Consider the following 26,443-nt stretch of genomic DNA (forward strand, 5'->3'; position numbering starts at 1 on the left):
CGCCTGCCAAAACACCGCTGACGAGCCGGAATTGTCAACATCAACCGAAAGTTGGAGACGAAGTTCAACCTCCATGGCGATTAAATCCGCCTTTGAATCCACGACCATAATGAGTATGTACCAGTCAATGAAAGAACTTCGAGCCGCTCCAGGCCGTGCCGCACTGATCACCATCACCGTCGGGATGATTGCTGTGATGGTCACGTTCCTCTCGGCTTTGGCCGCCGGCCTGTCCGCCCAGTCCGTCTCCGCACTGGACGAGGTCTACGACAAAAACGACGCCGTCGTCATCTCGGAGGGGGCCACGTCGCTGTCGTCGTCAAGTATCGGCGAGACGGCGCGAAAGAGCGTCCAGACGTGGGCGAACGATAACAACGCCACCATCCGCGATGTCTACGTCAGTCGTGCGCGCGTCGATGAAACGCCCGTCACCGTCATCTCCGACTTTTCGCTTAACGACGACCAGGTGGCCGTCACCGACGGCGTCAGTGAAACCGCCATTGCGGAAGGTGACTCGCTGACCCTGTCTGGCGCGATGGGCGAGCACGAGACCACCGTTGCGCGCGTGGCGGGGGATAAGTGGCTGGATCACCAAGCGGTCATTTATGCCGGGCGCGGCGTGATGGAAGACCTGACGCCGGGGCAGATGGTGCCAGCGGCGATGGTTGTCGACGAGTCCGCGGCGCAGCTGCCGAATGTCCCGGAAGGAACCATTCTGCGCGACGGCGAGCGCAATAACCTGTCGGCTTCCTACCAGGGTGAGCAGACTTCGCTGAACGCGATGACCTCGATGCTGTATGTGATTTCTGCGCTGGTGGTAGGCGCGTTCTTCACCGTGTGGACTGTTCAACGACTGCGTGGTGTGGCCATTTCCTCGGCGCTCGGTGCGTCCCGCTCCGTGCTGGTGGCTGACTCTCTGGCGCAGGTCCTGGCCGTGCTGGCAATCGGAGTCGGCGGCGGTGTTGCGGTGACTGCAGCGGCGGGCTGGGCTCTGCAGAGCGGCGACGTCATGCCAATTGTGGTCGATGCTTCCACGACCGTCGTACCGGGGCTCATTCTGGCCGTGACCGGCGTAGTTGGTGCGCTGCTGGCACTGGTGCCGGTATTCCGCGTCGATCCGACCACCGCATTGGCGAATGCGTAGTGGCTCGTTAGTACGGCCTAGCACGGCGGCTTCCCACAGAACACTCACATCGCGTTAATCATGCACAACCTGCAACTGAGGAATTGAGGAATTGAGGACAAAATGACTACCTACATCGACAACCAGGCTCCCGTGGCACTCGCTCTAAAGAACATCTCGCTGACCGTCCAAGATGGCGACAACAAACGCACCATTTTGGATGACATCTCGCTGAAGATCCGGGCAGGCGAGGTAGTGGGACTGGTCGGACCATCGGGTTCCGGCAAGTCGACTCTGTTGACCATCGCAGGTTGTTTGAAGAGTGCCGATACCGGACATGTCACGCTGTACTCCAACAAACAGGACGCGAACGGTGCAGGCGCGGACGAGAGTGCGGAAAGGAAGGCCATTGATTTGAGCGCTCGCGGCGCGGATGCTGCCAAGATTCGTCGCGAACACATCGGTATTGTTTTCCAGCAGCCGAATCTTCTGCCAGCGCTGACGGTTAAGCAGCAGCTCATCGCAATGCGGCGACTGGGCCGTGTTTTCGGGTGGCCCGCGGGTGGCCGTCGTGAAGCGGAGAAGCGCGCGGATGAGCTGCTAGAGGCAGTCGGACTGGCTGGGCTGGGAGAACGTCGCGTGAGCCAGCTTTCCGGTGGTCAGCAGGCGCGCGTCAATGTTGCGCGCGCACTGATGAATGAGCCGGAAGTGCTGCTAGTCGACGAACCGACCGCGGCTTTGGATCAGAAGAGTGCAGGGGCGGTGACGCGACTGATTATGGATGTGACGCGGAAGATGGGTGTGGCCACCCTGTACATCACCCACGACCTGGGGCAGCTCCACGGTGCCGACCGAATCGTGGAGATGGTTGACGGCAAGCTGCAGTCCGCGGATGCAGGCTTGGTGGCTACTCGGTAGTGACTATGGGGGGGGACTTAGCAGCAAAAAGGCCCACCCCGGCGACGCGCCGGGCGGAAACACAAAAACCCTCGGCCCGGAAAAACCTGGCCGAGGGTTCTACTTGGGGTGACTGACGGGACTCGAACCCGCGACACCCAGGATCACAACCTGGTGCTCTACCAACTGAACTACAGTCACCATTACCGCATTAAAGGAGCTGTATTCTCAGCTCATCTCTGCAGCGAACTATATGGTAGCCCACAGTGGGCTGGAAACAAAAACAGCAGGTCAACCCGGATAAATTTGGGAAAGGGTGGGGTTTGGGTCGTCGTAAAGCGAGCTAGCCGCGAATCTCACCGTACTTTTCCGTCGATTCCTTGCTTGCGGCAGAAATAGCGTCGCCTTCGGGGCCGGGGTGGGGCAGAAGCATGGCGCGGCGGTAGTAGTCCAGCTCGCGGATCGACTCCTTGATATCTGCAAGAGCTCGGTGAGCGAGACCCTTTTCTGGAGCGCCCTTGAGGACCTGGGGGTACCAGCGGCGGGCAAGTTCCTTGAAGGAAGAGACATCAATCATGCGGTAGTGCAGGTGCTGGTCGAGCTCTGGCATGTAGCGGTGGATGAACTTGCGGTCGGAGGCAATCGAGTTGCCTGCCAGTGGGGCGGTGCGCGGCTCGGGAACCCACTGACGGATGTAGTCCAAAACAGCCTGTTCGGCGTCGGCGACATTAGTCTTGCTGTCGCGAATTTCCTGATCCAGGCCGGACTTCGCATGCATCTTGGTGACGAAATCATCCATCTGCGCCAATTCGGTCTCGGACGCGTGCACGACGATGTCCACGCCTTCCCCGAGGACGTTGAGGTTGGCATCGGTGACGAGAGCCGCGATTTCGACAATGACGTGGCGCTCGGGTTCGAGGCCCGTCATCTCACAGTCAATCCACACGATGCGGTCGAGCTCAGGGGAGAGCTGGAGGTCGGGATCGGGCTGAGCCATGATTTCACCTTTCGCTGAGATTCGGCATGATTCTGCAGTGCGCCTTATTTTGTGCCCGGACTGGGCTGTGGGGCACACGCTGACTACGCCCAGCTTAGCGATGTGGATTGTGCTGTGGTCGGGCGTGTGGATTGCCGTGTGGTTTGTGGAGCGAATTGTGGGGGAAACGAAATTAACTGGAAAGTAAGATCTTAGAATTGGACAACGGGGCATGAACTAAATCGACCTATTTGCCTGATAAAATTACTTCTGAGTTCGGATTCCAACGGGAGAAATAGTTACATGGATGAGACGAGGCGTGTTGGCGACGCTGCTCAAAGCACCACTGCGGCACAGAAACCATCCGTCGATGATGTCATCATTGCCGCTGCGCGCGAAAGCGTAATGACTGTGGGCTTGCGTAGGACTTCGATTGCAGAAATTGCTCGCAAGGCAGGAGTTTCGCGTCCGACCGTATATCGTCGATACGCTGACATTGGTGAGCTTCTGGGGGAAGTGACCAACCGCGAAATCCTGCACATGCTTGAGGGGCTCCGCTATGTCCCTGGCGATTCGCGCGCTCGCATGTTGCTGCGTATTCGAATCGTCGTTCAACGCATCATCGAAAGTGACTTTTTCCCTGGCCTGGTCAAGACAGATCCCGACCGTGTCTTAGAAGCGCTCACTGGAGAGATGAGCGATACACAGCTGGAAATTGTGGAGAAATTCATTCTCCCCGGTGTCCGTCACGGGCAGGAAGACGGCACTATTCGCGAGCACGATCCATATCTGCTGGCGCGCAACATTTACCGTCTGATTCAGACGATGGTGCTGGTGTGGCGCCCGGATGGCAAGGACGCGACGCTAGACAAGGAATCTGTCGAAGAGGTCGTCGACATGGTTGACCGCTACTTGCGCCCGGATCCTGCGGATAACAAGAAGAACTAAGAAGTAAAAACCCGCCTGCATCTGGTATAAAACCAGTTCAGGCGGGTTATTTTTGCGCCCCCAGAAGGATTCGAACCCACCCATGAAGACGCTATGAACAGCAGAAACGCATGCAAAAACCGGGAAACCGCTGCATTTCCGCTGCATTAAATCACGCCACGCAGCTGCTCATCCATCACGTCCGCCACCGCATCCAAATCACCATCAAACAAATCCGCGTAGGTATCAAGAGTCATTACCGCACTCGCATGCCCCAACTGCGACTGCACAACCTTCACCGACGCACCAGATCCCACCATCAATCCTGCCGCCACATGCCGCAGACCATGCGGCGTCACATACGGAAACCCCTTATTCGCCTTCATTACGCGTTCAAGGTTCCCGTAGTACCAATCCGGCTTCGAAGGTGTCGGAAGTGGCCCACCATTGCCTGCCGGCCACAACAGCGCATCCGGCAGCTTATCCTTCAGCAGTGGCTCGAGCATCCGCATGACCTTCTTCGGCACTGCCACCGTGCGCTGCTCGTGTGTTTTCGGCGTGCCGATAATGACTCTGCTGCCGACGGTGACAGCGTTCCGTTCCACGTGTACACGGCCGCGCAGAACGTTAACGTCACGGACTCGTAGCGCTGCGGCTTCGCCCCACCGCAGCCCGGTGATAGCGAGCAGCCAGATGAGCTCAGGGCGCTTAGAATCCTTGGCTAGGGTCTTGACCTGCTCGGCGGTCAAGTACACCTTTTTCGCCTTCGGTTTGCGGGGTAGACGCACACCGCGCGCCGGGTTGGAAGCCAGCACCTCGTCACCAACAGCGACATCGAGAACCTGCGCGAGACAAGCGTGCGCCTTCCTTACCGTCGACGCGCCAGCGCTGAACTCGGCCAGCCAGGCTTGCACATCAGAGCGTTTAATCCGGCCAATCCGCCACCCACCCCAGTACGGCTCCACATGCAGCGGCATCCTGGGGCGTTCCCTGAATTGGTGTCGGGTCGAGCGCCCCTATCATTATTTTTATGTCTGCTGCGCCATTGGCGTTACTGATCGCGAAGCGCTATACAGCGCTCGCGAAGAAGCTGCGCATGCTCGTAAATCTCATCAACCGCACCGAGGTCAAATACTTGTTCAGTGCGCGACGCATCGAAGATACCGATACGTGGAACGCGCCGGTCGAAGTACAAACGAGCAATCGGATTCCGGTTGTTATCGCGGTACAAAATTGCGCAATATGATTTCGCGTCACGCATGGTCACATCAGAAACAGAGACTTCGCTGCAGCAAATTGCGCGGATAATTCCAAATGCCTGCAACTCTTCTTCCGTTGTCACGATTCCGGAATCATCAGTTTCCTCCGGTTCGGCAGGGGAGGCGGTAGCAGCCGACGGTGCCGGTGTCGCACCTGGGACTTCATCAAAATCCTGGGCCGAACGCAACCGACGATTCGCCTCATCTTTAAGAAACTGAGATTGAGCTGTCGAGACAAGTTTGGTGAAAATCTCAAGGTTTTGCGCTGTCATGCGGCGCGATGTCACTCGAGATGCGATGAGCCTAACCCAATCAGCATCTGGTTCCTTGAACTGTGATGCCAGAACCTTGCGAATTTCAGAAATGTATTTGAGTTGCTCAGCGCTTGCCGCAATCGTTTCAGAATCGAAGCGAGTCTTTGTGCACATCTCGAGGTGCGGGAAGACACGCGCATCGATGTTAGCGAGGTCGATTGTCATGAATGGCTTTTCGTCCATTCGATTCGCTGCGTCTAGCTGTGCATAGAATTCGTACACTTCACCGTTGGTAAGAATCGCAAACTCGGTATCTGTGACATTGAAGTATCGGACAAGCTGATTCGCGTGATCTAGTCGGAGCGGTTCTCCGATTTTCTTGCATTCGATAAGGAATCGGAAGTCATCACCTGATTTGATGGCGAAGTCTACTTTTTCTCCCTTTTTTACGCCCACGTCCGCGGTATATTCCGGGATAACCTCACGGGGGTCTGTGACGTCGTAGCCGAGGACGGTGCTTATGAAGGGGATGATAAAGGCCGTTTTTGTGGCTTCTTCCGTTTCGATAATTGGCTTTAGTTCTCGAACCTTGGCGGCGAGACTCTGGACTGCTTGGTCAATGCTCATGGTTATTGCCTTTCTTTGGTGGCTCGGCAGACGGTGAAGAAAATGAGTCGGCGTGAATGCCCTATTTTCCGAGTTCGCTTACTCCGATTCTCGAATATCGACGAACTCGAGATCGTCATAGCTAACATCTGGGTTTGTGAATCCAAATACTCCAAGCTCGGTGTCCGATGGAATCTGGTACACCCAAGTCATTTGTGTCTCGAACCCCGGGTTTAGGCTGTCATTGCATTCCGGGTTATCGATAATGCGGTAGAGACTGTCGATGGGGTCGTAAACCTGATTTTCGGTGTTGATTAGTAGTGCTCGAACGGCAAATCCGCATGTGAGATCCATTGGGGACTGTCCGGTGTTCTTCACGTCAGTTTTGACGATGGCGTATTCACCTTTGTCAGCGTTGAGAGTTTCATTTGGCATGTAGCCGCGTTTGTATCCGTCAGCGTAGAGCTCGATACTGTCTGAACGTGTGACTGATTCGACAGTGAGGGTGACTCCAGGTGCTTCGATTGGTTCTCCAATTGGGTGCAGGGTGATCTCTTCAGCAACGTCACCTGAGTCTGTCGGAGCACTTTCTTGAGCTGGGGTGAAGATTAGTAATGCTAAGAAGAGTACAAGCAGAAAAGACGCGGCGATGAACCACCAGCGCTTATAGAACGGCTTCCTTGCGGCGGCTTGCGTAGTGCGGTCTTCGAAAGTCATTGCGTTTCCTTTGTTTATTGAGAGCGCCAGCGGGCTTGGCCGTCCGGGCCGGCGGAGCAGGTCATAGGTGTGCCGTTCTTACTGACTCCTGTTCCTCCTCCTGAACAGTAAGCGCCTGGGGTTACGTAGGATTCCTGCTGTTCAGGGGCCGGCGCGGCGGGAGCTGGAGCTGGTTCTGGTGTCGCCGCCGGCTGCTGCGCCATCATCCGGGAGGCGCACTGCTGCGTCCAGCCGCTTGAACCGTCGGTGAAGAATGTTGTCCCGGTCTCATGCAAAGCGGGGTCGCCGCAGGATGCCACGGTTTTGTTCATTTCAGATGGTTCTGCCTGGCCTGGGGCTTCGGTATACCCTGTTGTGCGTGCGGACGTGGACTCACCTCCACGGGGTGAAGAGGTAGGTTCGGTGGTGTGCTCTAGGGTGGGGTTGGGGCTGTTCTTTGGGCTTGATGATTCAGACGGAGAATCAGTGGTGGATTCAGTGGACGTGGTGCTTGACGGCGAGGACGTTGATGTCGAGCTGGTCGACATGTTGCTGCTTGATAGGGAGGGGGCGTTGTTTGATCCGCAGGCAGCGGCGAACGGAATTGCAACACAGGCTGCGATGATGAGGACTCGTTTGGCGGTGTGGGCGGCCATCGCATGATTCCTTTCTTGGCGTTCTTTATGACTGCCCTTATTCTGCGTTAAGGTGAATGGTTTTCAATCTTTGACCACTCGACGGGGGTAAATTTGACCTCAAAACCTACTGTAAAACACCCCCGATACATCGCCCGCCGCATGTCCGTGTCCTCTCGAGCAATTCCCGCCACACTGGCAGTAGCTGAGTGGCGAAATCAAATTCCCGGGCTATGGCCCCAGTGGCTGGTTCGTAGATTGCTTCCGCTGCAGCGTACTTGGTATGAGAGATGAGTAGCCCGGCAGTTGTCTGGGCTGCGGAATGTTCTGCTCTGGTGTCGAAATGCGGATTACCAGAGTGGGGTGCGTGAGCCAGTTCACGGGCTCGGCTGTAGAGCCGGTTTGCGGCGCCAAGTGTGGGGGATTTTGCATGCGTTGCCGAATGCCTGGAATCCACCGACCGAGAACTAACCAAGAGCCGTTGCTTCGTTGGTTTGAGTTGTTCGGGATTTCCGAACAGCTGACCGGCGGGGCGTTTTTTCATGCCCAAAATCCGCTGCATTTCCGCTGCATTTAAACCAACAAGAGCCAATCTGAGCCTACATTAGCGGGGTAGTCAGATAGGGTAAACCCCCGCCTGAACTCGAAAAACACCAGTTCATGACGGGGATAGAAAACGCGCCCCCAGAAGGATTCGAACCCTCGACCAATCGGGTAGAAGCCGACTGCTCTGTCCACTGAGCTATGGAGGCTAGCTAAGAAAAGCATTGTAGCGTCTCTAATGTAGCCAATCACAACCGGTTCTGTTCTAGGGACTTTGGTCGCTAAGCTTAGGGCTATGACTGCCACGACCAAGGCCGAGACCTCTCCGCCTGTTAGCAAGGATAAGAAAGTCCGTAAATCTGCTGGTTGGTACGTTGTTTTTGTACTTATCGGCGGCGTTCTAGCTGGTTTGCTCTCGATGGCGTTCAACATGGATTCGCGCGCCACGTTGGGTATTCCCGATCCCGGCACAATCACCACCTTCGGGTTCCCGTTCGCGAAGGCGGCCGGTGAGCTGCTCGCCTGCCTCGGTGTCGGTTCGTTTATGCTCGCCGCTTTCGGTACGAAGCAGCGTGCCGACGGCACTTTGGGCCTCGACGGCTACACGGCATCCCGCACGGGTATGTGGGCCATGCTCGGCTGGGGCCTCATGGCGCTGATGGAGATTCCGCTGGTGCTCTCCGATGTGTCGGGCCAGCCGCTGTCGACGACGATTCAGCTGAGTAACTGGGCTGTGTCGTTGGAGCAGACCAAGGAGGGCTTGGCGTGGCTGTGGGTAGCTATTTTTGCGGGCATTGTGGCGCTTGGTTCATCGCTGACTCGTAAGTGGATTTGGCAGCCGGTGTTCTTCGCCATCAGCTTGGTGTCGATGATGCCGCTGGCGGTTGTAAGCCACAATGCCTCCGGTGGTGCCCATGACTACGGCACTAACTCCTACATCTGGCACTTGACCTTCACTGTGTTTTGGGTCGGCGGTTTGATGGCGCTGGTTGGCCACGCGCGTCGTCGCGGTGAATGGATGCCAGAGGTAGTGAAGCGCTATTCTTTCGTGGCGTTGGTGGCTTTCATCGCCATGTCTGCCTCCGGCTTCATTAACGCAGCCATCAACATTGACTGGTCTGACCTGGTCAGCAACAACTACGGCATCATGGTGCTGGTCAAGGCCGTTCTCACTATCTTGCTGGGCCTATGCGGCTATGTGCACCGCAAGATCACCATTCCGGAGATTGAGCGCGCTCAGTCGAATCGTCCATTCTGGCGTCTGGCCATTGGCGAGGTCATCATCATGGCGCTGACAATCGGCGTTGCCGTAGCTCTGGGCCGTACTCCGCCGCCACCGAATTTCTCTGAGCAGGCCGGCGGTGAGGGCCTGCCGTCGATTACGCAGATGCAGGTCAAGCTAGGTTACAACCTGGAGATCCCATTCGGTTGGGAGGCCATGTTCACGCAGTGGCGCTTTGACATCTTCTTCGGCTCTGCCGCCATCATTGCCGCGTGGATTTACTTGTACTGGCTCTACTTGCTGAAGAAGCGCGGCGGTACCTGGCCGCTGTCCAACACCCTGTGGTGGCTCGCCGGCTGTGCCACGCTGCTGTTTACTTCGTGCAGCGCGCTGGGCGTGTACATGCCGGCTCTGTTCTCGGTTCACATGATCGCCCACATGCTTTACTCCATGGGCATTCCGGTCATGCTGGTCCTGGGCGGCCCAGTTACGCTCGCGCTGCGTGCGCTGAAGCCGGCCGGCCGCGATGGTCTGCCTGGTATTCGTGAGTGGCTGGTGGTCTTCATCAACAACCCGGTGTCGCGTTTCCTCACGCACCCGGTTGTGGCAACGGTGCAGTTCGTCGCGGGCTTTTACCTGCTCTACATGACACCGATTTACGACTTCCTGGCTGATGAGCACGCGGGCCACGTGTTCATGAACATCCACTTCTTGATCTCCGGTTACATCTTCTACTGGGTCATTATCGGTGTCGATGCTGCACCACAGCAGATTGAGCCGTCGGTCAAGCTGGTCACGCTGATGGGGTCGTTGCCGTTCCACGCTTGGTTCGGTATTTCGCTGATGCAGTCGCAGCAGGTGCTTGCCGAGACCTACTACGCCAGCCTGGATCTCCCTTGGGCAGTGAATCTCCTGGAAGATCAGAACGTTGGTGGTGCCGTCGCGTGGGCTGCCGGTGAGGTTCCGCTCTACATCGTCACCGTTGCGCTGTTTGTACAGTGGCGGCGTTCCGATGAAAAGGATGCAGCCCGCTACGACCGCGTCGCGGACCGCAACAATGATGAGGAGTTGGCCGCTTACAACGAAATGCTCGCTCGCATGAGCCAGCAGGTCGGTGTTGGCGGCGAGGATGAGCGCGATTACTACACCTCGGAGGTTGACGCGCAGCATCCGGTGCACATGGATAATCCGATTGATGCCTCGAAGAGGCGCGGAAGGTAGCGTCGTTAAGCTGATTTTGCATGCTTGACGACGAGGATTGCCGCGACTTCGCCCCTCAACTTCATACGTAGCCTGTGGATAGTTGTCTTTTCGACAAACTTATCCACAGGCTTTTTATGTACCTCTTTCATTTGTTTCTCGAAGCCGGAAAAGTAATTGGCACGGCACGAATGAGACACCTTCGAATTATTCGGCCGCAGTAGGTAAACGCTTTCTTTGGGGGAGGAGCCCGATGTCTGAGGCAGTTATTACCGTGGTGGGCAATGTGGTCCATCATGTGGAAAATCGAAATACCAATTCTGGGGCAAAGGTCTGCAAGTTTTCTGTGGCATCCAGCAAGTCATGGAAGGGGGAGAATGGTTGGGAGCAGTCGGAGACGTCATATTTTGATGTTGAATGTTGGGGCAAGCTCGCCGAGAACGTGAATAACACGGTGTGGAAGGGCCAAGCCGTCATTGTCCACGGTCACGTTCGTACGGATCGCTGGGAGGGCGATGATGGTACGAAGCATCAGCGCCAGAAGATCATTGCTAAGGCGGTAGGTCCGAATCTGCGCCGTCACCTGGCAACGGTGAAGACTATGACTGAGAAGCCGCATGAGTCGCCGACTGGTCTTGGTGAGTCATCGACTGGGGATTCGGAAGCTTCGGTTACTGAGACAGTTGCGTCTCAGGCCGGGGCCGTGCGCACCTTCACTGCTAGTACGGGCGGCGCTGGTGAGGCGGGGAACACAGGTGCAGCTAGTTCGGAGCAGCGAGAAATGGCTGATGCAGGAGTCAGTGCGCCGTTCTAACCCAGGAGCCAGTACATCGTTGTAGAGCGGAATGAGGGGGAGCCGCTGAAAGAGCGGAAAGAGGGGAGGGGTAATTACTGCACGTGAGGTGACGCTGCTGAGAAAGGGGAGGGATCGCATACGATTCGGCAGCGTTATCTCGCAGCTAGTTTTGCTAGGAGCCTGGCAGAGATTTTGGTGGGAAAGGATTGCGGGTACGCCCATGTAGATTGTGCCTTTTGGTTCCTATGCGTAACCTCTACAGGGATTGCTTATTTCCTTTCTACGAGGGGACGAAATTCCACCATGGGTGAGTTCATCTACCAGATGAAAAACGTGCGCAAGGCGCACGGCGATAAGGTTATTCTCGACAACGTCACCATGGCGTTTTACCCGGGCGCAAAGATCGGCGTGGTCGGTCCGAACGGCGCAGGTAAGTCGTCGATTCTGAAGATTATGGCTGGCCTTGATCAGCCGAGTAACGGTGAAGCTTTCCTGGAGCCGGGCGCCACTGTCGGCATCCTGCTGCAGGAGCCTCCGCTGAATGAGGAGAAGACCGTTCGCGGCAACGTCGAGGAGGGCCTCGGCGACATCTTCGAGAAGAAGGCTCGTTTTGAAGCCATCGCCGAGGAGATGGCCACCAATTACACCGACGAGCTCATGGAAGAAATGGGCAAGCTCCAGGAGGAGCTCGACGCCGCTGATGCTTGGGAGCTGGATTCCAAGATTGAGCAGGCAATGGATGCGCTTCGCTGCCCGCCGGCGGACGAGCCGGTTACTCACCTCTCCGGTGGTGAGCGTCGTCGTGTAGCACTGGCAAAGCTGCTGCTCTCCGAGCCGGACCTGCTGCTTCTCGACGAGCCGACTAACCACCTGGACGCCGAGTCTGTGCTGTGGCTCGAGCAGCACCTGGCTAAGTACCCGGGCGCTGTCCTGGCCGTGACTCACGACCGTTACTTCCTGGATCACGTCGCTGGCTGGATTTGTGAGGTCGACCGCGGCAAGCTCTACCCGTACGAGGGCAATTACTCGACTTACCTGGAGAAGAAGGCTGAGCGCCTTGAGGTTGCAGGTAAGAAGGACGCCAAGCTGCAGAAGCGCCTGAAGGATGAGCTGGCGTGGGTCCGCTCGGGGCAGAAGGCTCGCCAGGCCAAGAACAAGGCCCGTCTGGAGCGCTACGAGCAGATGGTGGAGGAAGCCGAGCAGTACAAGAAGCTCGACTTCGAAGAAATTCAGATTCCGACCCCGCCGCGCCTGGGTAACCAGGTTGTTGAGGTCAAGGACCTGGAGAAGGGCTTTGATGGCCGCGTCCTGATTAAGGACCTGTCGTTCACCCTGCCGCGTAACGGCATCGTCGGTGTGATTGGCCCGAACGGTGTGGGTAAGTCCACCCTGTTCAAGACCATCGTGGGTCTGGAGCAGCCGGATTCCGGTGAGGTCAAGGTCGGTCAGACTGTTCAGCTCAGCTACGTTGACCAGGGTCGTGAAAACATCGATCCGGAAAAGACCGTCTGGGAGGTTGTCTCTGATGGTCTCGACTACATCGTGGTCGGCCAGAACGAGATGCCGTCTCGTGCGTACCTGTCTGCATTCGGTTTCAAGGGTGCGGACCAGCAGAAGCCGTCGAAGGTTCTCTCCGGTGGTGAGCGCAACCGTCTGAACCTCGCGCTGACCCTGAAGCAGGGCGGTAACCTGATCCTCCTGGATGAGCCGACTAACGACCTTGACGTCGAAACCCTGTCTTCGCTGGAAAACGCACTGCAGAACTTCCCGGGCTGTGCCGTGGTCATTTCCCACGACCGTTGGTTCCTGGACCGCACCTGTACCCACATCCTCGCATGGGAAGGCAACTTCGAAGAGGGCAAGTGGTTCTGGTTCGAGGGCAACTTCGAGGGCTACGAGAAGAACAAGATTGAGCGTTACGGCGAGGAGGCTGCACGCCCGTCGCGCGTCACGCACCGTCGCCTGACCCGATAATCTGTTTCGCGCGAATCTGATTTTTGCCAACGGCAAAGTCCGGAACCTTGTGGACTGGCTCGCACCAGTGCACAGGTCCCGGGCTTTCGCGTATTCGCAGGCTCGTAGCTCCAGAAAACGCCTATAGTTCTGGGTATGACTGAATCAGCACCATTTCGTACCAACGTCGCTATCCGCTGGTCTGATTTCGATCAGTATGGCCACGCCAACAACACCGCTTTCCTGGAATACGCCCAGCAGGCTCGTCTGGACTTTGTGATGCGCGGTCTCGGCGGCGGGGCAGGGATGCCTGCGGCAGTGGTGCGTCGCCTGGAGATTGACTACGTCCGCGCTATTTTGCCGGACACCCAGGAAGTTGTGGTTGAGACCGAGATCATCAACTTCGGTCGCACCTCTTTCACACTTCGCCAGACAATCTCCGACCAGCATGATCACATCGTTGCTGTGCTCGAAACCGTGATGGTGATGTTTGATCTCAAGACTGCGAAGGCAGTCGAGCTCTCCCCGTCTGCCCGCCGTGAACTGGAGCGTTTTGCAGCTCCCGCAATCGAAGACAACAAGGAAGACCAGGACAAGTAATTCGCCGTGACCACTTCTCATCCCGCTGCCGAGCTGACCTTCGGCACTCCCGATGCCCTGAAGAACCTGGGCGTCCTGGCCCATAAGGCCTACGCCCTCGACGAGAGCACGTTGCTACGCATCCGAGTACGTAAGACCGCCGCCGCTGGTATCAGTTCCTCGTCCGCGCCTAACGCTGCGCCCGCAATGTCGCAGGTATGGGTGAAGACCCCAATCGGCCCGCTCGCCATGCGCACGATTGCGCTGCACGCGCTTCCCGACGACATCATCGTCACCGCCGCGGAGATTAAAGACATCGCAGTGCGTGCCTTTGCGCAGGCAAAAACTGCTGAGGACGGAGAGGAGAAAGAAGCTTCGCTCACCGCGATGCCATACCGCGTGCATGCGCAGTCGGCGTCCTCCTGGCCGGGATTCCTGCCAGTGCCGGAAGGATGGCAGGTTGTCGACTATGTTCCAGCCACTGCCTTCCGGACTCTCGAGAAGCAGGGGCGCGCGGTCGCCGTCGAATCTTCCGGCCCGATGGGCATGCCACCGTCTCTGCTGGACCAAAAGGTTCTCACTGTCAGCGGCGGTACCGGTGAAGCCACTGTTGATACAGGGGAAGGGCAGTCGCAGGAGACGTCGAAAAGCGTGGTGGACGTGACCATGCGGGACGTGTTTGCGCTGTGCACGATGGGCTTTATCCCGGAGCAACCGGATGAAAAAGAGCCGGTGCGCGTGTCCACAAAGGGACGGTGGCACCGGCTGGATGGGCGGTTTGGCTCGATCTTTACGCTCGAGTCCTTTGGCGTGCTGCCGCTGCTGAACTAGCGGCGCAGGGCCTAATTCCTACTGCGCGTCGAAGCGGTTGATGAGCATGTCAGCAACCTGCACCATGTGGTTCCACATGGCTTCGCGCTGGGGGCGGGGGAGCTCGTCATCGGAAATGTCTGCGAGTGAGGCACTCATGATCTCCAGCCAGCGGTCGCGTTCGGCTTCGCCGATGGAAAACGGCATGTGGCGCATGCGCAGGCGCGGATGACCACGCTGTTCGCTGTACGAACGCGGCCCGCCCCAGTACTGGACGAGGAACATGCGGAGTCGATCCTCGGCGCCCTCCCAGTCATCGCTGGGGTACATCGGGCCGATGAGGTCATCGGAACGCATGCGCGTGTAAAAACCATGGACGATGCGATTGAAGACATCCTCGCCGCCGACGGAGTCAAAGAGCGTCTGAGAAGTTGTCATGGCACCAAGTCTATCGACTTGATGCCACGAAAACGATAACGGCCAAAGTGCCGGCCGAAATCACTTGTTACTTCGCGTCGAACTCGCGGGCGCGAAGAGCGAGCTTCACCAGGAACTGCTGCTCAGAGATGATGCGCTTGACCGGCGATGCAGTCTCGTCGCTGTCGAGCAGACGTTGAGCGGCTGCAATTGCCTCATCACTGATCTCCCAGGTGGGGTAGAAGCCCTCGAGCAGCGTCTGTGCCGTCTCGGATGAGAACTGCTTCCACCAGCTGTTGGCAACAGCGAAGAAGTGCTCCGACAGTGAGGTTGCCGACTGCTCCGCGTTGATGGTGGCGCGGGAGTCGTCGTCAAGCGCCTGCGCGAGCACTGCACCCGAGCCCGGCGCGTTGAAGCCGGCCAGCAGGTGGCGAATGACAAGGTTCGATGGGGCGTCGTCGCCGGAGACAGTCGCCTCAGCCCAGACGCGGGACTTGTTGGCGAGCGTCGGCACGGAGGCGCGGCAGGCGATGGCGGCCTGTGCGCCGAGTGCTGAATTGTCGGTCTTTTCAAGCTCTGCGATGGCCTCCTCGCCTTCGAGACCAGCGGAAACCAGAGCCTTCAAGGCGCGCCACTGCATGTCGGTGTCGACAGTGACAGCGGGGAAGCCAGCCTTGTCGGCGTCGCCGGCGTAGATGGCGCGCAGTGCGTCGGCGACGTCGCTATTCGACGAGCCCACGGTAGCCAGAGCGTTAACGAAAACCAGGGCGCGGTCGGCGTCGGTTTCCTTCTTCGCGTAGTCCAACAGACCCTGAGCCAGCAGATCGCGGCCGGTGGACTCGGCCCACTGAGGATCGGCGTAGACGTTGACGGCGCTGACCGCCTGAGCGATGACGCGCTCCAAGACGGAGAGCTTATCCTCGCCCGGGATGCCGCGAAGCACCAGGTTGACGAAGTCGCGAGCGCGCATCTGGCCTGCGCGAACCATCTGCCAGGTGGCGGACCAGCACAGTGTGCGCGCCATCGAATCGGTGAAAGCGCCGATGTTGTCGATGACGGTGGCAAGCGAGCCTTCGTCCAGGCGAATCATGCTGTAGGTGAGGTCGTCGTCGTTAACCAGCACGACGTCGCCAACTGGTGTGTCGACCAGATCTGGGACATCGGTGCGGGCACCGCGGACGTCGATTTCCACGCGCTTGGTGCGCTCAAGTACAGCGTCCGCGCCGGTGCCGCGCAGGTTGTAGATGCCCACTGCGATTCGGTGATCACGGAGTTCACCGGCACCCGGCTCGGCGCCTTCCTGCGTGACTGCGAAGGAGGTGTACTTGCCGTCCTCTTGATGGAACTCTGGCGCCAGGGTGGTGATGCCGGTGGTGGTCAGCCACTGATCGGCCCAGCCAGACAGATCGCGACCGGAGGCCTCGGAGAGCGCCTCCAACAGATCCGCGAAGGTGGCGTTGCCAAAGCGGTGGCGGGAAAAGTGAAGACGAGCACCGGCGAGGAAGGCGTCCTGACCAACGTAGGCGGCCAGCTGCTTGAGGGTGGACGCGCCCTTGGCGTAGGTGATGCCGTCGAAGTTCTGCTCGACGGTGTCAATGTCGCTGGCATCGGCGGCAATCGGGTGCGTCGACGGCAGCTGATCCTGCTTGTAGGCCCAGGCCTTCTCTACGTTGGCGAAGGTGGTCCAGGCGTGGCTGTAATCGGAAACCTCAACCTGTGCGGCGGCAGCCGACCAGGTAGCGAAGGACTCGTTGAGCCAGAGATCATCCCACCACTGCATGGTGACCAAATCGCCGAACCACATGTGAGCCATCTCGTGCAGGATGGTGTCGTTGCGGCGCTCGTAGAGGTAATGGGTGGGCTTGGAACGAAAGACGTACTCGTCGCGGATGGTCACGCAGCCGGCGTTTTCCATCGCACCCATGTTGTATTCCGGGCAGAAGATCTGGTCGTACTTGCCGAACGGGTAGGGCTCGCCGAAGTGCTTGGCGTAGAAGTCGAAGCCTTCCTTGGTCTCCTTGAACAGAGTGTCGGCATCGAGGTACTCGGCGATGGACTGGCGGCAGTAGATTCCTAGCGGAATGGTCAGCTCGCCGTCCGGCTGGTGCTCGGCAGGGGTTTCCGGGTGCGGTGCGACAGTGCCGGTCCACGAGTCAGTGACCTCGTGCCACGGGCCCGCACAGACTGCGACGAGGTACGTCGACAGCGGAACATCCACTGAGAAGTCGAAGGTGTCGGCCTCATTGCCGTGGACATCGGTGGTGGTGCCGGTCTTGGCTACCGAGTTGGAAATAACCTTCCAGCCCTTCGGCGCCACGACGTGGATGGAGTACGTCGCCTTCAAATCCGGCTGGTCAAAGCAGGCGAACACGCGCTTGGCATCGGCAGTTTCAAACTGCGAGTACAGGTAGGTTTCGCCATCGGCGGGATCCTGGAAGCGGTGAATGCCCTGGCCGTTATTGGTGTAACGACAGTCCGCATCGATAACGACGGTGTGGTCACCTTCGGTCAGGTCTACGTTAATGCCGGTCTCGCTGTCATAGCGAGCGGCCTCCGTGGCATCGACGCCGTCGATGGTCACACTCTTGACAACCGCATCACGCAGGTCAATAAAGGTGGAACCAGCGCGCTTCGCTTTCAGAGAAATTGTGGTCTTGGAAGCGAATGTTGGTGCGCTGTGCTGCCCACCGACCGGTGCGGTCGTAAGGTCGAGGGAGATGTCGTAGTGGGACACCTCGAGCATGGCCGCACGGTCGGCGGCCTCGGTCCTGGTTAGGTTCGTGGAAGTCATGCGACAAGTGTAACCACGACCCCGGATTGGGAATCGGGCAGTAGCGTGGTGGGCGGGGTGACCTCGACTTCCTCGCTCATTGCGTGTCGATTCGGGCGGTCGATTGGCGGTCGATTGAGCGAGATTTTGGCTTCTTTGGCATGCGAGCAAAGCCGAACGTGAATACACTTCGTTTCATGTACGAACTCAGTGATGATGCAAGCAAGGTTGAACGGGTCAACGCGGCGTGGGATCGCATTGAAGCAAAGCTTGGCGACGATGCTTTGGAGGCCCCGGCGACAGAAGCGGAACTGGATCAGCTTGAGGCTGACCTCGGAGTAAAGCTGCCAGACTACGTGCGAGCTTCGTGGCTGCGGCACGCGTCTGTGGACGGTGAGCCGTGGGACGGTGGCTGGATTGCACCGCCTAAGTCGATTCTGAATGACTACAAGCTGTGGACTCAGCTGCAGGCCGACGGCGAGTTCGATGACTTTGAAGCCGAAAGCATGGACAGCGCCGACTCGGATGGCAAGTGGTATCACGAGGCATGGATTCCACTGGTCATGGACTTCGGCGGAAACAACTACTGTCTGGACATGCGCTCGGGGAAGATGGTCTCCATGGACCACGAGGTGGGCTCGGAGTTCCTGGACTACGCCGACTGGCCTGCCTACCTGGAGGCTGCCGCTGATTCCCTGGAGGCTACGGGCTTGCCCTGGAACGGTTAGGTAGGCGATTTAGACGGCGCCCGATGGGGGAGCCAGTTAACACCAGGTCCGGTAGAACTTCGGACCCATCCGAATTCATGAATGCGAGCCGAAAAAATCCGCCCTATAGTCGTTGATAAGTCAATCAATGCTTTAGGAGGACTTTCACATGAGCAATCGAGACAAGGTCACTTTTTACTTCGACGTTTCCTGCCCGTTTTGCTGGGTGACGTCGCGCTGGATTAAGGAAGTCGAAAAGGTCCGCGACATCGAGATCGAGTGGAAGCCGATGAGCCTGTCGGTGCTCAATGAAGGCCGCGATGAACTGCCGGAAGATTACAAGTTCATGATGCAGTGCAACTGGACCCCGGCACGCCTGTTCAACGCCGTGTTCTCCCAGGATGGCCAGGAGGCCGTCGACAAGCTCTACACCGCGCTGGGCACGAAGATTCACAACGAAAACCGCATCGATCGCCATGCGCATGTCGACGAGCCGGAGCACGCATTCGACGAGCTGATTAAGGAAGCCCTCGCAGAGGTTGGACTGCCGGAAGAGCGCCTGGCACAGGCCCTGACTACCGAGTTCGATGAGCTCATGCGTGAAAACCACGCAGAGGCCATGAAGGAGGTCGGCAACGACGTCGGCACTCCGGTGGTCAAGCTCAACGACGTTGCCTTCTTCGGTCCGGTGCTTACCCGTATCCCACGCGGCGAAGAAGCCGGCAAGATTTTCGACGGCTCGGTTGCCGTCGCCAGCTACCCGTACTTCTTCGAAATTAAGCGCTCCCGGACTGAGGACCCGCGCTTCGACTAAGAAAGCAGTAGCAGCTGGGGCGCGCAGTTAGGAGAGCTGACCCGCTCCGGCTCCAGCATTCTGCCCGGTAGAGGCCTGCCGTTCTTCTTCGCTCATGGCAGCCCACCGTGGCGGGATGTAGATGCAGGTCGGGTCGGATGCGGTGTAATCCCCGGTCAACGCGTACGCTGTCGACCGGGACCCACCGCATACGCTGTGGTATTCACAGACGCTGCACTTTCCATGCCAATTGTCCGGATCGCGAAGGGCCTTGAACGCCGGCGAGTTCGAATAGATTTCCTGGAATGGCGTGGCCTTCACATTTCCGCAGTGAAGCGGCAGGAAGCCATTGGGGTAGACGTCGCCGATGTGGTCAATGAAGGCAAAACCTGACCCGGAATTGACGGCCATGGGGGAGCGCGGGCGACGTGGCTTTTCCGGCACAGCACCGAGCAGCTTTGTCGTTTCCTCGGTCAAGTAACGGTAGAGCTCGCCGCCCTCATAGGGTGGCAGCCCCTTTTCCTTCGCTTCCTCCTGCTGCATGACGACGCGCCGATACTGCGGCGCCTCCGTCGTCTTAATGGCAATTCGGTTGGACACATCAGACAACCAGTGCAGAACATCCTCGCGTTCCTCCGGTGACAATGCGCCCAAATCCGCACCGCGACCAGTGGGAACGAGGAAAAAGACGTACCACATCTTGGCCTGCATCTCCATGACGGTCTTCAGCAGCGCTGGCGCCTCATGAATATTTCCCTTGGTCAGGGTCGAGTTAATCTGCAGCCGGTAACCGGCCTCGTTGATGTGCGGAGCCATTTCGAGCGTCTTTTCAAAAGTGCCCGAAAATCCACGGAACTTGTCATGGGTCTGGGCAGTCGCGCCATCGAGCGACATGGACATCGCCTTGCCACCGGCCTCACGCAGTGACTGAATCCGCTCTGGCGTGAGCCGCGGCGTCACCGATGGAGATAGCGACATATTCAGGCCCTGCTCCGTGCCGAATCGCACCAATTCTTCCAGGTCATCACGCTCAAAAGGATCACCGCCGGTGAGCACTACAAGCGGCTTCGGCTTGCTATACGACGCCAAGGTCTCCAGCAGCATCTTGCCCTCGGTGGTCGAAAGCTGGTGAGGATGCGGCTCGTGCTGCGCATCTGCACGGCAGTGCTTGCAGACTAAGCCACAAGCCCGCGTGACCTCCCAAATGACAATAAATGGTTTCTTGTTGATGTCATGCCGAACCGTTCGCACCACCGGTGCGTGATGATTCCCATGGGAGCCATGGGCTTCAGGATCGACTTGGAAGTGAGCTTGCGGCGCAGGAGACACGGTAAAAGCACCCAATTTCCGGTTTCGAAGGCGTGCTGAAACGCAAATACAGTCACTTTTCACCCTATTCGGCTGCGCAGGAGACGTCGTCAAGCAATACCTAAAACGGGTGCAGGCGCCGTGGAATCCGTGGGAACCGCTAAACTTGCTGCCATGCGTATTTACCTTGGTGCAGACCACGCCGGTTTTGAGATGAAGAACCTGATTAAGGCCCACCTGGAGAAGGCTGGCCACGACGTCGTTGATTGCGGCGCTCACACCTACGACCCTGCAGATGATTACCCAGCATTCTGCATTGAGGCGGCTTCCCGTACCGTCGCTGATCCGGGCAGCCTGGGCATCGTGCTCGGCGGTTCCGGCAACGGCGAGCAGATTGCTGCTAACAAGGTCAAGGGCGCTCGTTGTGCGCTGGCTTGGTCGGTGGAGACCGCAAAGCTCGCCCGCGAGCACAACAATGCTCAGCTGATCGGCCTCGGCGGTCGTATGCACTCTGAGGAAGAGGCCCTGGCTATCGTCGATGCTTTCGTCTCCCAGCCGTGGAGCGAGGAGGAGCGTCACCAGCGCCGCATCGACATTCTGGCAGAGTACGAAAAGACTGGCGTTGCCCCGGAGCTGCCAGAAGCTTAAAGGGATTGCTGTTCGCTATCTGTTGATAGGAATAAAAAAGGGGTCTGGTTCCAGAAAACTCTGGGACCAGACCTTTTTTCATGTGTAGACGGAGTAGGAATTGTCGTATGACAAATCAAGAAGCGCATCGCCGAGTAACTGTTGTGCTATTCCCCGGGTTCGAGCTCTTGGACGTATTTGGACCGGTTGGCCTTTTTGGCCATGTCCCAGAGATTGAGGTCGAATATGTCGCCAACATTGCTGGTCCGATAACCAGCGCTCAGGGGGCGCAGGTTATCGCCACACGTTGTGCCACTGACCTCGAAACGGTCGATATTCTTCTAGTTCCTGGTGGAGCCGGGAGTAGAACACTAGTTGACGATGCAGAGTTTTTGGACTGGCTCAACAACCTCGGATCCCGGGCGCGGTTAGTGGCATCGGTTTGCACAGGTTCCGCACTGCTTGCTGCGGCTGGGCTTCTTGAAGGAAAGCGGGCAACTAGTAATAAGTTGGCTTTTGATTGGGCTACCTCGTTCGGAAACGAAGTGACGTGGGTGAAAGCGGCTCGATGGGTTGAAGACGGAGATCGCTGGAGCTCATCAGGAGTCGCAGCAGGTATGGATATGGCTGTTGCTTTAATTAGCAGCATCCTTGGCAAGGAAGCTGGTCGATTCGCCGCCAGAAAAATTGAGTATCGGCCTCAGACAGACGGCACTGTCGATCCTTTTGCGGATTTAGCGAAATAGCGGCGCCGGGCTTTTTCTAAATATCGAAACCGTCGAATCCGCCGTCGAAAAATCCGCCGCCGTCGCCGCCGCCGTCGCCGCCACCGAAGAGGCCGTCGAAGAAGCCTCCGCCGTCGCCTGCGTCACCGGCATCTGCACCGCCGCCACCGAAGTCGCCGCCAAGGTCATCTCCACCGAAATCGTCGCCACCGAAGTCTTCGGCTCCAAAGTCCTCGGTGCCGCCGAAGTCGTCAGCGCCGGTGCCCATGCCGCTGGCGAACTCATCAGCGCCGTAGGCAACACCGGCCATACCGTGGAAGAGGGTAGAGAACAGCAGCATCGAGCCTGCGGTCCAGACACCGGTGCGGAGCGCGGACTTCCACCATGGCTCGGAGTACCAACCGGCCGGAACCGGACGGCCAGCGACACGACCACCGGGGTAGTAGTTCGGAGTTTCCGGGGTGGCGTATGGAGAGGCGGTAACCGAGTGGCCTTCGTGCTCAATGGTGCGAGTTTCGGTCACAGAACCAGCGGCCTTCTGCCCCTCCAGCGGTGGCAGTGTCGGCCCCGCCGGCAGGCCCATAATTTCGCGAGCCGCATTGATGTAGTGCAGGCCCTCCAGCGCCGATTCGCGGGCCATTCGCGCCTGTGCCGGGGTGCGCGCAGTAGAAATCTGCGAGGAAGCGGCATTGTAGCGCTCGGATGCGTCAGCAAGAGCCTGCGTGGAAGCCGAATCGGTGCCAGCCAGGTTCAATACCTGTGAGCCCAGTCGCTCAATCCATCGGCGGGCGTCTGCGACGGCGTCTTCCAATTGATTGTTCTGGCGAGCATCAAAGGCCCTGTTAGAGCGGTTTTGAGCCATCGACGCGATGATAATTGCGCCGCCGACGGTGATCGCGATCAGGATTAAAGCCCCCATGGGCTAGGCCTCCAAAAAGGAAATTGCGGGTACTGCTTGTAATTACTTGAGATAACGCATGTAGAGCGAAAAAAGTTCCCGAGCTTACATATCTGTCCGACAGATGTAGCTCGGGAACCAGGAAATGATTGGGTATGGGTAGGTATCTATGATTCGGCGGAGTCGGTGCTCTTGGTGCGGCTCTTCCGATTGGCGTGCCATGCGCGAACTTCTTCGGAATCCCACAGGGTCAACCCATGAAGCTTCGCGACGGGTTCAGGAGCCTTCTTGCGGCCAGCGTAGCTGGTGAAAGTGCCACGTGCGGTGCCGGAAAAAGCAGCGCATTCGACCGCGGTCCATAGTTCGTGTCCAGTATCGGCATCGATAATGGTGGGCTTCATGGTGCCCAGAGTACCCGTAGCACTGGATCCTGAACAGAGGTCAGAAGAATTTCTGGTCCCCGGACGTCGGCTCAGAAAGTAAAAACCGGGAGCAATGCGCCCGGTTGCGTGGAGGGGATGACGGGAATCGAACCCGCGTCTTCAGCTTAGAAGGCTGACAAGTGGGGTTCCTAACGTGATTTTTGATTTTTTTTGGGGGGGGGGACATCGTCAACAACGGGCCGGGGCTCCGATTCGTTCCAGGGGGAGCGGATTTTTCGCGAACGATCCGGTTGCTCTACTCGGTTGCTTTACGACGACCCCGTCGACGCGCGAAACCCATAATATTTTGTTTGAAAACCAAAAACTAGGCGTGATGTGTGACATAGGATGTCGGCATGTCAACCAATGTGCCTGCCAATGACCGAACTCTCCATCCTCAGCCGCGCACGTCGCCGCTCGCGAAGCCGTTGCATCACGACGTCGATCTGCGGGGTCTGCTGATCGGCACGGCGTCGGCCGCCGGGCAGATCGAGGGCGGTGACGAGAACAACGACTGGTTCGATTGGGCCCGCGAGCCCGGCAACATCGCCGATGGTTCGACCCCGCTGCGCGCCACCGACCACTGGAACCGGTGGCGGGAGGACAACGAGCTCATGGCGTCGCTGGGTCTGCCCATCGCTCGCATCGGCGTGGAGTGGGCGCGTATCGAACCGCGGCCGGGGGAGTTCGACCATGCGGTGCTGGATCGCTACCGTGAGGAGATTGCCGACCTGCGGGACAAGGGGATTCGTCCGCTGGTGACGCTCCATCACTTCGTCAATCCGCTCTGGTTCGCTCGGCGCGGCGGCTTCACCTCCGATGAATCGCCGGCGGCTTTCCTGCGCTATGCGGAGACGACCGTGCGGGCGCTCGACGACCTCGTCGACGAGTGGATCACCGTCAACGAGCCGAACGTGTACGCCACCCAGGCGCACATGTTCCGCTCGGGCCCGCCGGGCAACCGCTCGTGGGGCGACACGATGGCCGTGCTGCGCAACATGGCGGTGTCCCACATCCGCGGTTACGAGGTCATCCACGGCATCCAGGGGGATCGGGCGAAGGTCGGCATCGCCCACCACGCACGGGCGTTCGCGCCGCGCAATCCGCGCAACCCCATCCACCGCGGCCTGGCGCGGATCAATCGGCATCTGTTCCAGGACATCGTCGCCGACGCGCATCTGGCGGGGAAGTTCCATCCGCTGCTGGGCGGGGCGAAGGTCGGCCGCGGGTTGCCGTCGGGCCGCCACCACGACTTCCTGGGCCTGAACTACTACTCGCGCACGGCCGTCGACAAGTTCGACGACGGCACCTTCGTCGGGGCTCCGGTCAACGACCTCGGGTGGGAAATCCACCCCGAGGGCCTGGTCGAATGCGCCCGCGACCTGAACGAGCGTTTCGGCGGACCGGTCTGGATCACCGAAAACGGCACCTGCGATCTCGGCGATCTGGAGCTGTCGGTCGGTGGCGTGGACGCGGGCGTCGAAAAGCCGAATCCGGCCGGGGACTACGCCAACCCGGACGCCGGGGCTGCCGACCGCAGGCTGGAGTCGTTCCGGCCGCGGTTCATCCTGGAGCACCTGCGGGCCATCGCCGAGTCGGACGTGCCCATCGAGCGCTGGTACCACTGGTGCTTCGTGGACAACTGGGAATGGGCCGACGGCGAAGAGCCGCGATTCGGCATCGTCCACCTGGACTACGAGACGCAGGAACGGACGATGAAGCCGTCGGGCCACCTGCTGGCCGAGCTGGCCCGCACCGGGCGGATCACCCCGGAGCTGCACCGGCGCTACACCGCAGGCCGTCGTTACCCCGTCGCGGACGAACACACCGACCCCAACGTGCGGGCGCAGCCGCCGGAGCCGGATGGGGTGCAGGGATGAGCTCCTCCGAACACGCCGGCTCCTCCGAACGCGCCATCTCCGACGTCGGGCGTTTCACCGCCGACCCCGCCCAGCGCACGCCGGTGACCACCGGCTGGATCGTGCGGTACGGCCTGCTGTACCTGGGGCAGAACATCTCGTGGGCAGCGCCGACGCAGCTGTTGTTGGCGCAGCAGATCCTCATCTGGCATCCGGGGGAGAAGGAGGAGAAGTTCGCGCTCCTCATGGCGGTCGGCGGGTTCTTCTCCATCATCGGGCATCCGCTGGCCGGGTGGTTGTCGGACCGCACGGACACGCGCTGGGGCCGCCGCGCCCCGTGGATCCTCTTCGGCGGGCTGGCGGCGGCCGGGTCGCTGGTGTTCCTGGGCGCCGCGCCGGGCTTCATGGCGTTGACCATCGGGTGGGCGGTGTTCCAGCTGGCCATCGCGGCGTCAATCAACGCGGCCCAGGCGGTGGCGCCGGATACGGTGCCGGACAATCAGTACGGCGTGGTCTCGGGTGTGCTGGGGCTGACGTACACCCTCGGCGTGGTGCTGGGCACCGTCGTGGCCACGGTGTTCGACCTGGGGCTGGCGTACATCGTCACCGCGGCGCTGCTGCTGGTGCTCATCGGCCAGTTCCTGCCGGGCTTCCGCGACGTGTCCCGGGTGCGGTCGCAGGCGGCCGCATCTCCGGTGCTTGACGACGCCGGCGGGGACGCTGACGCCGTGGTGCCCGCCGTCGCCGAGGTGCCCGGAGGGCTCTACCGCGACTTCACGTGGGTGTTCATCGCCCGGTTCCTGGTGACCACGGGCAACTCGGTCGCGTTGTTCTACCTGTTCTATTACCTGCGCGATCACATCGGCCACCCCGATCCGGATGCCGGCGTACTCGTCCTCACCGGCGCGTATGCCCTGTGCGTCATCGTCACCGCGATCCTGTCGGGCAAAGTGTCCGACAAGATGGGCAAGCGCCGGGTGTTCGTGGCGTTGTCGTCGATGGGCGTCGCCGGGGCCTGCGCGATCATGGCGTTCGCCGGGAGCTTCGCCATGGTCGTCGGCGCGGCGGTGCTGTTGGGTCTGTCGTGGGGCGTGTTCATGGCCGTCGATCAGGCCCTGATCAACCAGGTGCTGCCCAAGGCCGATGAGCGCGGGCGTGACGTGGGCGTCATGAACCTCGCCGTCGCCGGCCCGAACATGGCCGCCCCGGTGCTCGCCGCCTTCGCGTTGGCGAACCTCGGCGGGTACCCCGGCCTGTACGTTTTCGCGGGCGCGCTCACCGCCGTCGGTGCGGTGCTGGTGTACCGGGTGCGGTCCGTGCCCTGATCTCCGTGCGTTGAACAGCGTGCGGCCGGTGCCTTAATCTTCGTGCCTTGAACGGCGTGCGGTCGGCGTTACGGTTTGATACCGTTCGTTGCAGTCGATGAAAGGTGTTTATCCCC

At 59.2% G+C, this 26,443-nt stretch carries 25 protein-coding genes and 2 tRNA genes; 16 read left to right on the top strand and 11 right to left on the bottom strand.

Annotated elements, in window-relative coordinates:
• Positions 1–127 precede the first annotated feature (127 nt).
• Together HMPREF3053_RS10050 and HMPREF3053_RS10055 are read left to right on the top strand one after the other, a co-directional pair.
• Positions 128–1,144, top strand: a complete 1,017-nt coding sequence (locus HMPREF3053_RS10050; protein ID WP_239272274.1) for an FtsX-like permease family protein — start codon at positions 128–130, stop codon at positions 1,142–1,144.
• A gap of 102 nt (positions 1,145–1,246) precedes the next feature.
• Entirely contained in the window at positions 1,247–2,041 is a 795-nt protein-coding gene (locus HMPREF3053_RS10055) for an ABC transporter ATP-binding protein (RefSeq protein WP_049172923.1), read from the top strand.
• A 104-nt stretch (positions 2,042–2,145) separates the two neighbouring features.
• Here HMPREF3053_RS10055 and HMPREF3053_RS10060 read toward each other — a convergent pair.
• Positions 2,146–2,221, bottom strand: a tRNA-His gene (locus HMPREF3053_RS10060).
• Positions 2,222–2,363: 142 nt separating this feature from the next.
• Positions 2,364–3,017, bottom strand: coding sequence for an oligoribonuclease (gene orn / locus HMPREF3053_RS10065; RefSeq protein WP_016422281.1), 654 nt, complete (start codon positions 3,015–3,017; stop codon positions 2,364–2,366).
• Here orn and HMPREF3053_RS10070 point away from each other — a divergent pair.
• Entirely contained in the window at positions 3,016–3,204 is a 189-nt protein-coding gene (locus tag HMPREF3053_RS10070; RefSeq protein ID WP_042388509.1) for a hypothetical protein, read from the top strand. The two genes, orn and HMPREF3053_RS10070, sit on opposite strands and share 2 nt — an antisense overlap.
• Before the next feature lie 95 nt (positions 3,205–3,299).
• Entirely contained in the window at positions 3,300–3,944 is a 645-nt protein-coding gene (locus tag HMPREF3053_RS10075; RefSeq protein ID WP_016422282.1) for a TetR/AcrR family transcriptional regulator, read from the top strand.
• Between the two features lie 146 nt (positions 3,945–4,090).
• Here the strand turns inward: HMPREF3053_RS10075 and HMPREF3053_RS10080 are convergent, their stop codons facing one another.
• The 3 genes from HMPREF3053_RS10080 to HMPREF3053_RS10090 form a co-directional block, all read right to left on the bottom strand.
• Positions 4,091–4,900, bottom strand: coding sequence for a tyrosine-type recombinase/integrase (locus HMPREF3053_RS10080; protein ID WP_049189880.1), 810 nt, complete (start codon positions 4,898–4,900; stop codon positions 4,091–4,093).
• Between the two features lie 74 nt (positions 4,901–4,974).
• Positions 4,975–6,063, bottom strand: coding sequence for a type I restriction enzyme HsdR N-terminal domain-containing protein (locus HMPREF3053_RS10085; protein ID WP_069359323.1), 1,089 nt, complete (start codon positions 6,061–6,063; stop codon positions 4,975–4,977).
• A 78-nt stretch (positions 6,064–6,141) separates the two neighbouring features.
• Positions 6,142–6,759 carry a DUF4352 domain-containing protein gene (locus HMPREF3053_RS10090; RefSeq protein ID WP_049189877.1) on the bottom strand — a complete coding sequence of 206 codons (618 nt, stop codon included), beginning with the start codon at positions 6,757–6,759 and terminating at the stop codon, positions 6,142–6,144.
• A 402-nt stretch (positions 6,760–7,161) separates the two neighbouring features.
• Here HMPREF3053_RS10090 and HMPREF3053_RS11115 point away from each other — a divergent pair, with 402 nt between their 5' ends.
• A complete protein-coding gene (locus HMPREF3053_RS11115) occupies positions 7,162–7,401 on the top strand; it encodes a hypothetical protein (RefSeq protein ID WP_070653404.1) in 240 nt (79 codons plus the stop codon).
• Between the two features lie 651 nt (positions 7,402–8,052).
• Here HMPREF3053_RS11115 and HMPREF3053_RS10100 read toward each other — a convergent pair.
• A tRNA-Arg gene (locus HMPREF3053_RS10100) sits at positions 8,053–8,125 on the bottom strand.
• Between the two features lie 86 nt (positions 8,126–8,211).
• Between HMPREF3053_RS10100 and HMPREF3053_RS10105 the strand changes: the two genes are divergently transcribed.
• The 5 genes from HMPREF3053_RS10105 to HMPREF3053_RS10125 all read left to right on the top strand — a co-directional run bounded on the left by HMPREF3053_RS10105 (position 8,212) and on the right by HMPREF3053_RS10125 (position 14,497).
• Complete coding sequence (locus tag HMPREF3053_RS10105; RefSeq protein ID WP_070767657.1) at positions 8,212–10,359, top strand: bifunctional copper resistance protein CopD/cytochrome c oxidase assembly protein; 2,148 nt, start codon at positions 8,212–8,214, stop codon at positions 10,357–10,359.
• 232 nt (positions 10,360–10,591) lie between these two features.
• Positions 10,592–11,152, top strand: a complete 561-nt coding sequence (locus HMPREF3053_RS10110) for a single-stranded DNA-binding protein (RefSeq protein ID WP_049170979.1) — start codon at positions 10,592–10,594, stop codon at positions 11,150–11,152.
• Positions 11,153–11,437: 285 nt separating this feature from the next.
• Positions 11,438–13,108, top strand: coding sequence for an energy-dependent translational throttle protein EttA (ettA, locus tag HMPREF3053_RS10115; protein ID WP_016422285.1), 1,671 nt, complete (start codon positions 11,438–11,440; stop codon positions 13,106–13,108).
• A gap of 135 nt (positions 13,109–13,243) precedes the next feature.
• Positions 13,244–13,687: an acyl-CoA thioesterase gene (locus HMPREF3053_RS10120; RefSeq protein WP_016422286.1), complete on the top strand. Its 444-nt coding sequence runs from the start codon at positions 13,244–13,246 to the stop codon at positions 13,685–13,687.
• A gap of 6 nt (positions 13,688–13,693) precedes the next feature.
• A complete protein-coding gene (locus tag HMPREF3053_RS10125; RefSeq protein WP_049189871.1) occupies positions 13,694–14,497 on the top strand; it encodes a DUF8185 domain-containing protein in 804 nt (267 codons plus the stop codon).
• 18 nt (positions 14,498–14,515) lie between these two features.
• Here HMPREF3053_RS10125 and HMPREF3053_RS10130 read toward each other — a convergent pair whose 3' ends face one another.
• Both HMPREF3053_RS10130 and pepN read right to left on the bottom strand, forming a co-directional pair.
• Positions 14,516–14,914, bottom strand: coding sequence for a globin (locus HMPREF3053_RS10130; RefSeq protein ID WP_049189869.1), 399 nt, complete (start codon positions 14,912–14,914; stop codon positions 14,516–14,518).
• Between the two features lie 67 nt (positions 14,915–14,981).
• The gene (gene pepN / locus HMPREF3053_RS10135) at positions 14,982–17,684 is read right to left on the bottom strand and encodes an aminopeptidase N (RefSeq protein WP_049193748.1); all 2,703 of its coding nucleotides are present in this window, start codon (positions 17,682–17,684) and stop codon (positions 14,982–14,984) included.
• A gap of 176 nt (positions 17,685–17,860) precedes the next feature.
• On the opposite strand from pepN, the gene HMPREF3053_RS10140 reads away from it, so the two are divergent.
• The gene (locus HMPREF3053_RS10140; RefSeq protein WP_224783792.1) at positions 17,861–18,391 is read left to right on the top strand and encodes an SMI1/KNR4 family protein; all 531 of its coding nucleotides are present in this window, start codon (positions 17,861–17,863) and stop codon (positions 18,389–18,391) included.
• A 148-nt stretch (positions 18,392–18,539) separates the two neighbouring features.
• Positions 18,540–19,184 carry a mycothiol-dependent nitroreductase Rv2466c family protein gene (locus tag HMPREF3053_RS10145; protein ID WP_070549429.1) on the top strand — a complete coding sequence of 215 codons (645 nt, stop codon included), beginning with the start codon at positions 18,540–18,542 and terminating at the stop codon, positions 19,182–19,184.
• Between the two features lie 27 nt (positions 19,185–19,211).
• On the opposite strand, the gene HMPREF3053_RS10150 is transcribed toward HMPREF3053_RS10145, so the two are convergent.
• A complete protein-coding gene (locus tag HMPREF3053_RS10150; RefSeq protein WP_042388514.1) occupies positions 19,212–20,417 on the bottom strand; it encodes a TIGR04053 family radical SAM/SPASM domain-containing protein in 1,206 nt (401 codons plus the stop codon).
• Positions 20,418–20,645: 228 nt separating this feature from the next.
• On the opposite strand from HMPREF3053_RS10150, the gene HMPREF3053_RS10155 reads away from it, so the two are divergent.
• Positions 20,646–21,119 (top strand): ribose-5-phosphate isomerase, encoded by a 474-nt coding sequence (locus tag HMPREF3053_RS10155; protein ID WP_005511109.1) that lies wholly within the window; start codon positions 20,646–20,648, stop codon positions 21,117–21,119.
• A 107-nt stretch (positions 21,120–21,226) separates the two neighbouring features.
• Positions 21,227–21,844 (top strand): DJ-1/PfpI family protein, encoded by a 618-nt coding sequence (locus HMPREF3053_RS10160; protein WP_016422294.1) that lies wholly within the window; start codon positions 21,227–21,229, stop codon positions 21,842–21,844.
• 16 nt (positions 21,845–21,860) lie between these two features.
• On the opposite strand, the gene HMPREF3053_RS10165 is transcribed toward HMPREF3053_RS10160, so the two are convergent.
• Both HMPREF3053_RS10165 and HMPREF3053_RS10170 read right to left on the bottom strand, forming a co-directional pair.
• Positions 21,861–22,742, bottom strand: coding sequence for a hypothetical protein (locus HMPREF3053_RS10165; protein ID WP_016422295.1), 882 nt, complete (start codon positions 22,740–22,742; stop codon positions 21,861–21,863).
• A gap of 146 nt (positions 22,743–22,888) precedes the next feature.
• A complete protein-coding gene (locus tag HMPREF3053_RS10170) occupies positions 22,889–23,122 on the bottom strand; it encodes a hypothetical protein (protein WP_048734899.1) in 234 nt (77 codons plus the stop codon).
• Positions 23,123–23,499: 377 nt separating this feature from the next.
• Here HMPREF3053_RS10170 and HMPREF3053_RS10175 point away from each other — a divergent pair, with 377 nt between their 5' ends.
• Complete coding sequence (locus HMPREF3053_RS10175; protein ID WP_049170990.1) at positions 23,500–25,023, top strand: glycoside hydrolase family 1 protein; 1,524 nt, start codon at positions 23,500–23,502, stop codon at positions 25,021–25,023.
• Positions 25,020–26,327: an MFS transporter gene (locus tag HMPREF3053_RS10180; RefSeq protein WP_016422298.1), complete on the top strand. Its 1,308-nt coding sequence runs from the start codon at positions 25,020–25,022 to the stop codon at positions 26,325–26,327. The genes HMPREF3053_RS10175 and HMPREF3053_RS10180 overlap by 4 nt, the downstream gene beginning before the upstream one ends.
• Positions 26,328–26,443 lie beyond the last annotated feature (116 nt).

The sequence above is a fragment of the Corynebacterium sp. HMSC064E07 genome (assembly GCF_001815745.1).
GTDB classification, from domain to species: domain Bacteria; phylum Actinomycetota; class Actinomycetes; order Mycobacteriales; family Mycobacteriaceae; genus Corynebacterium; species Corynebacterium jeikeium_D.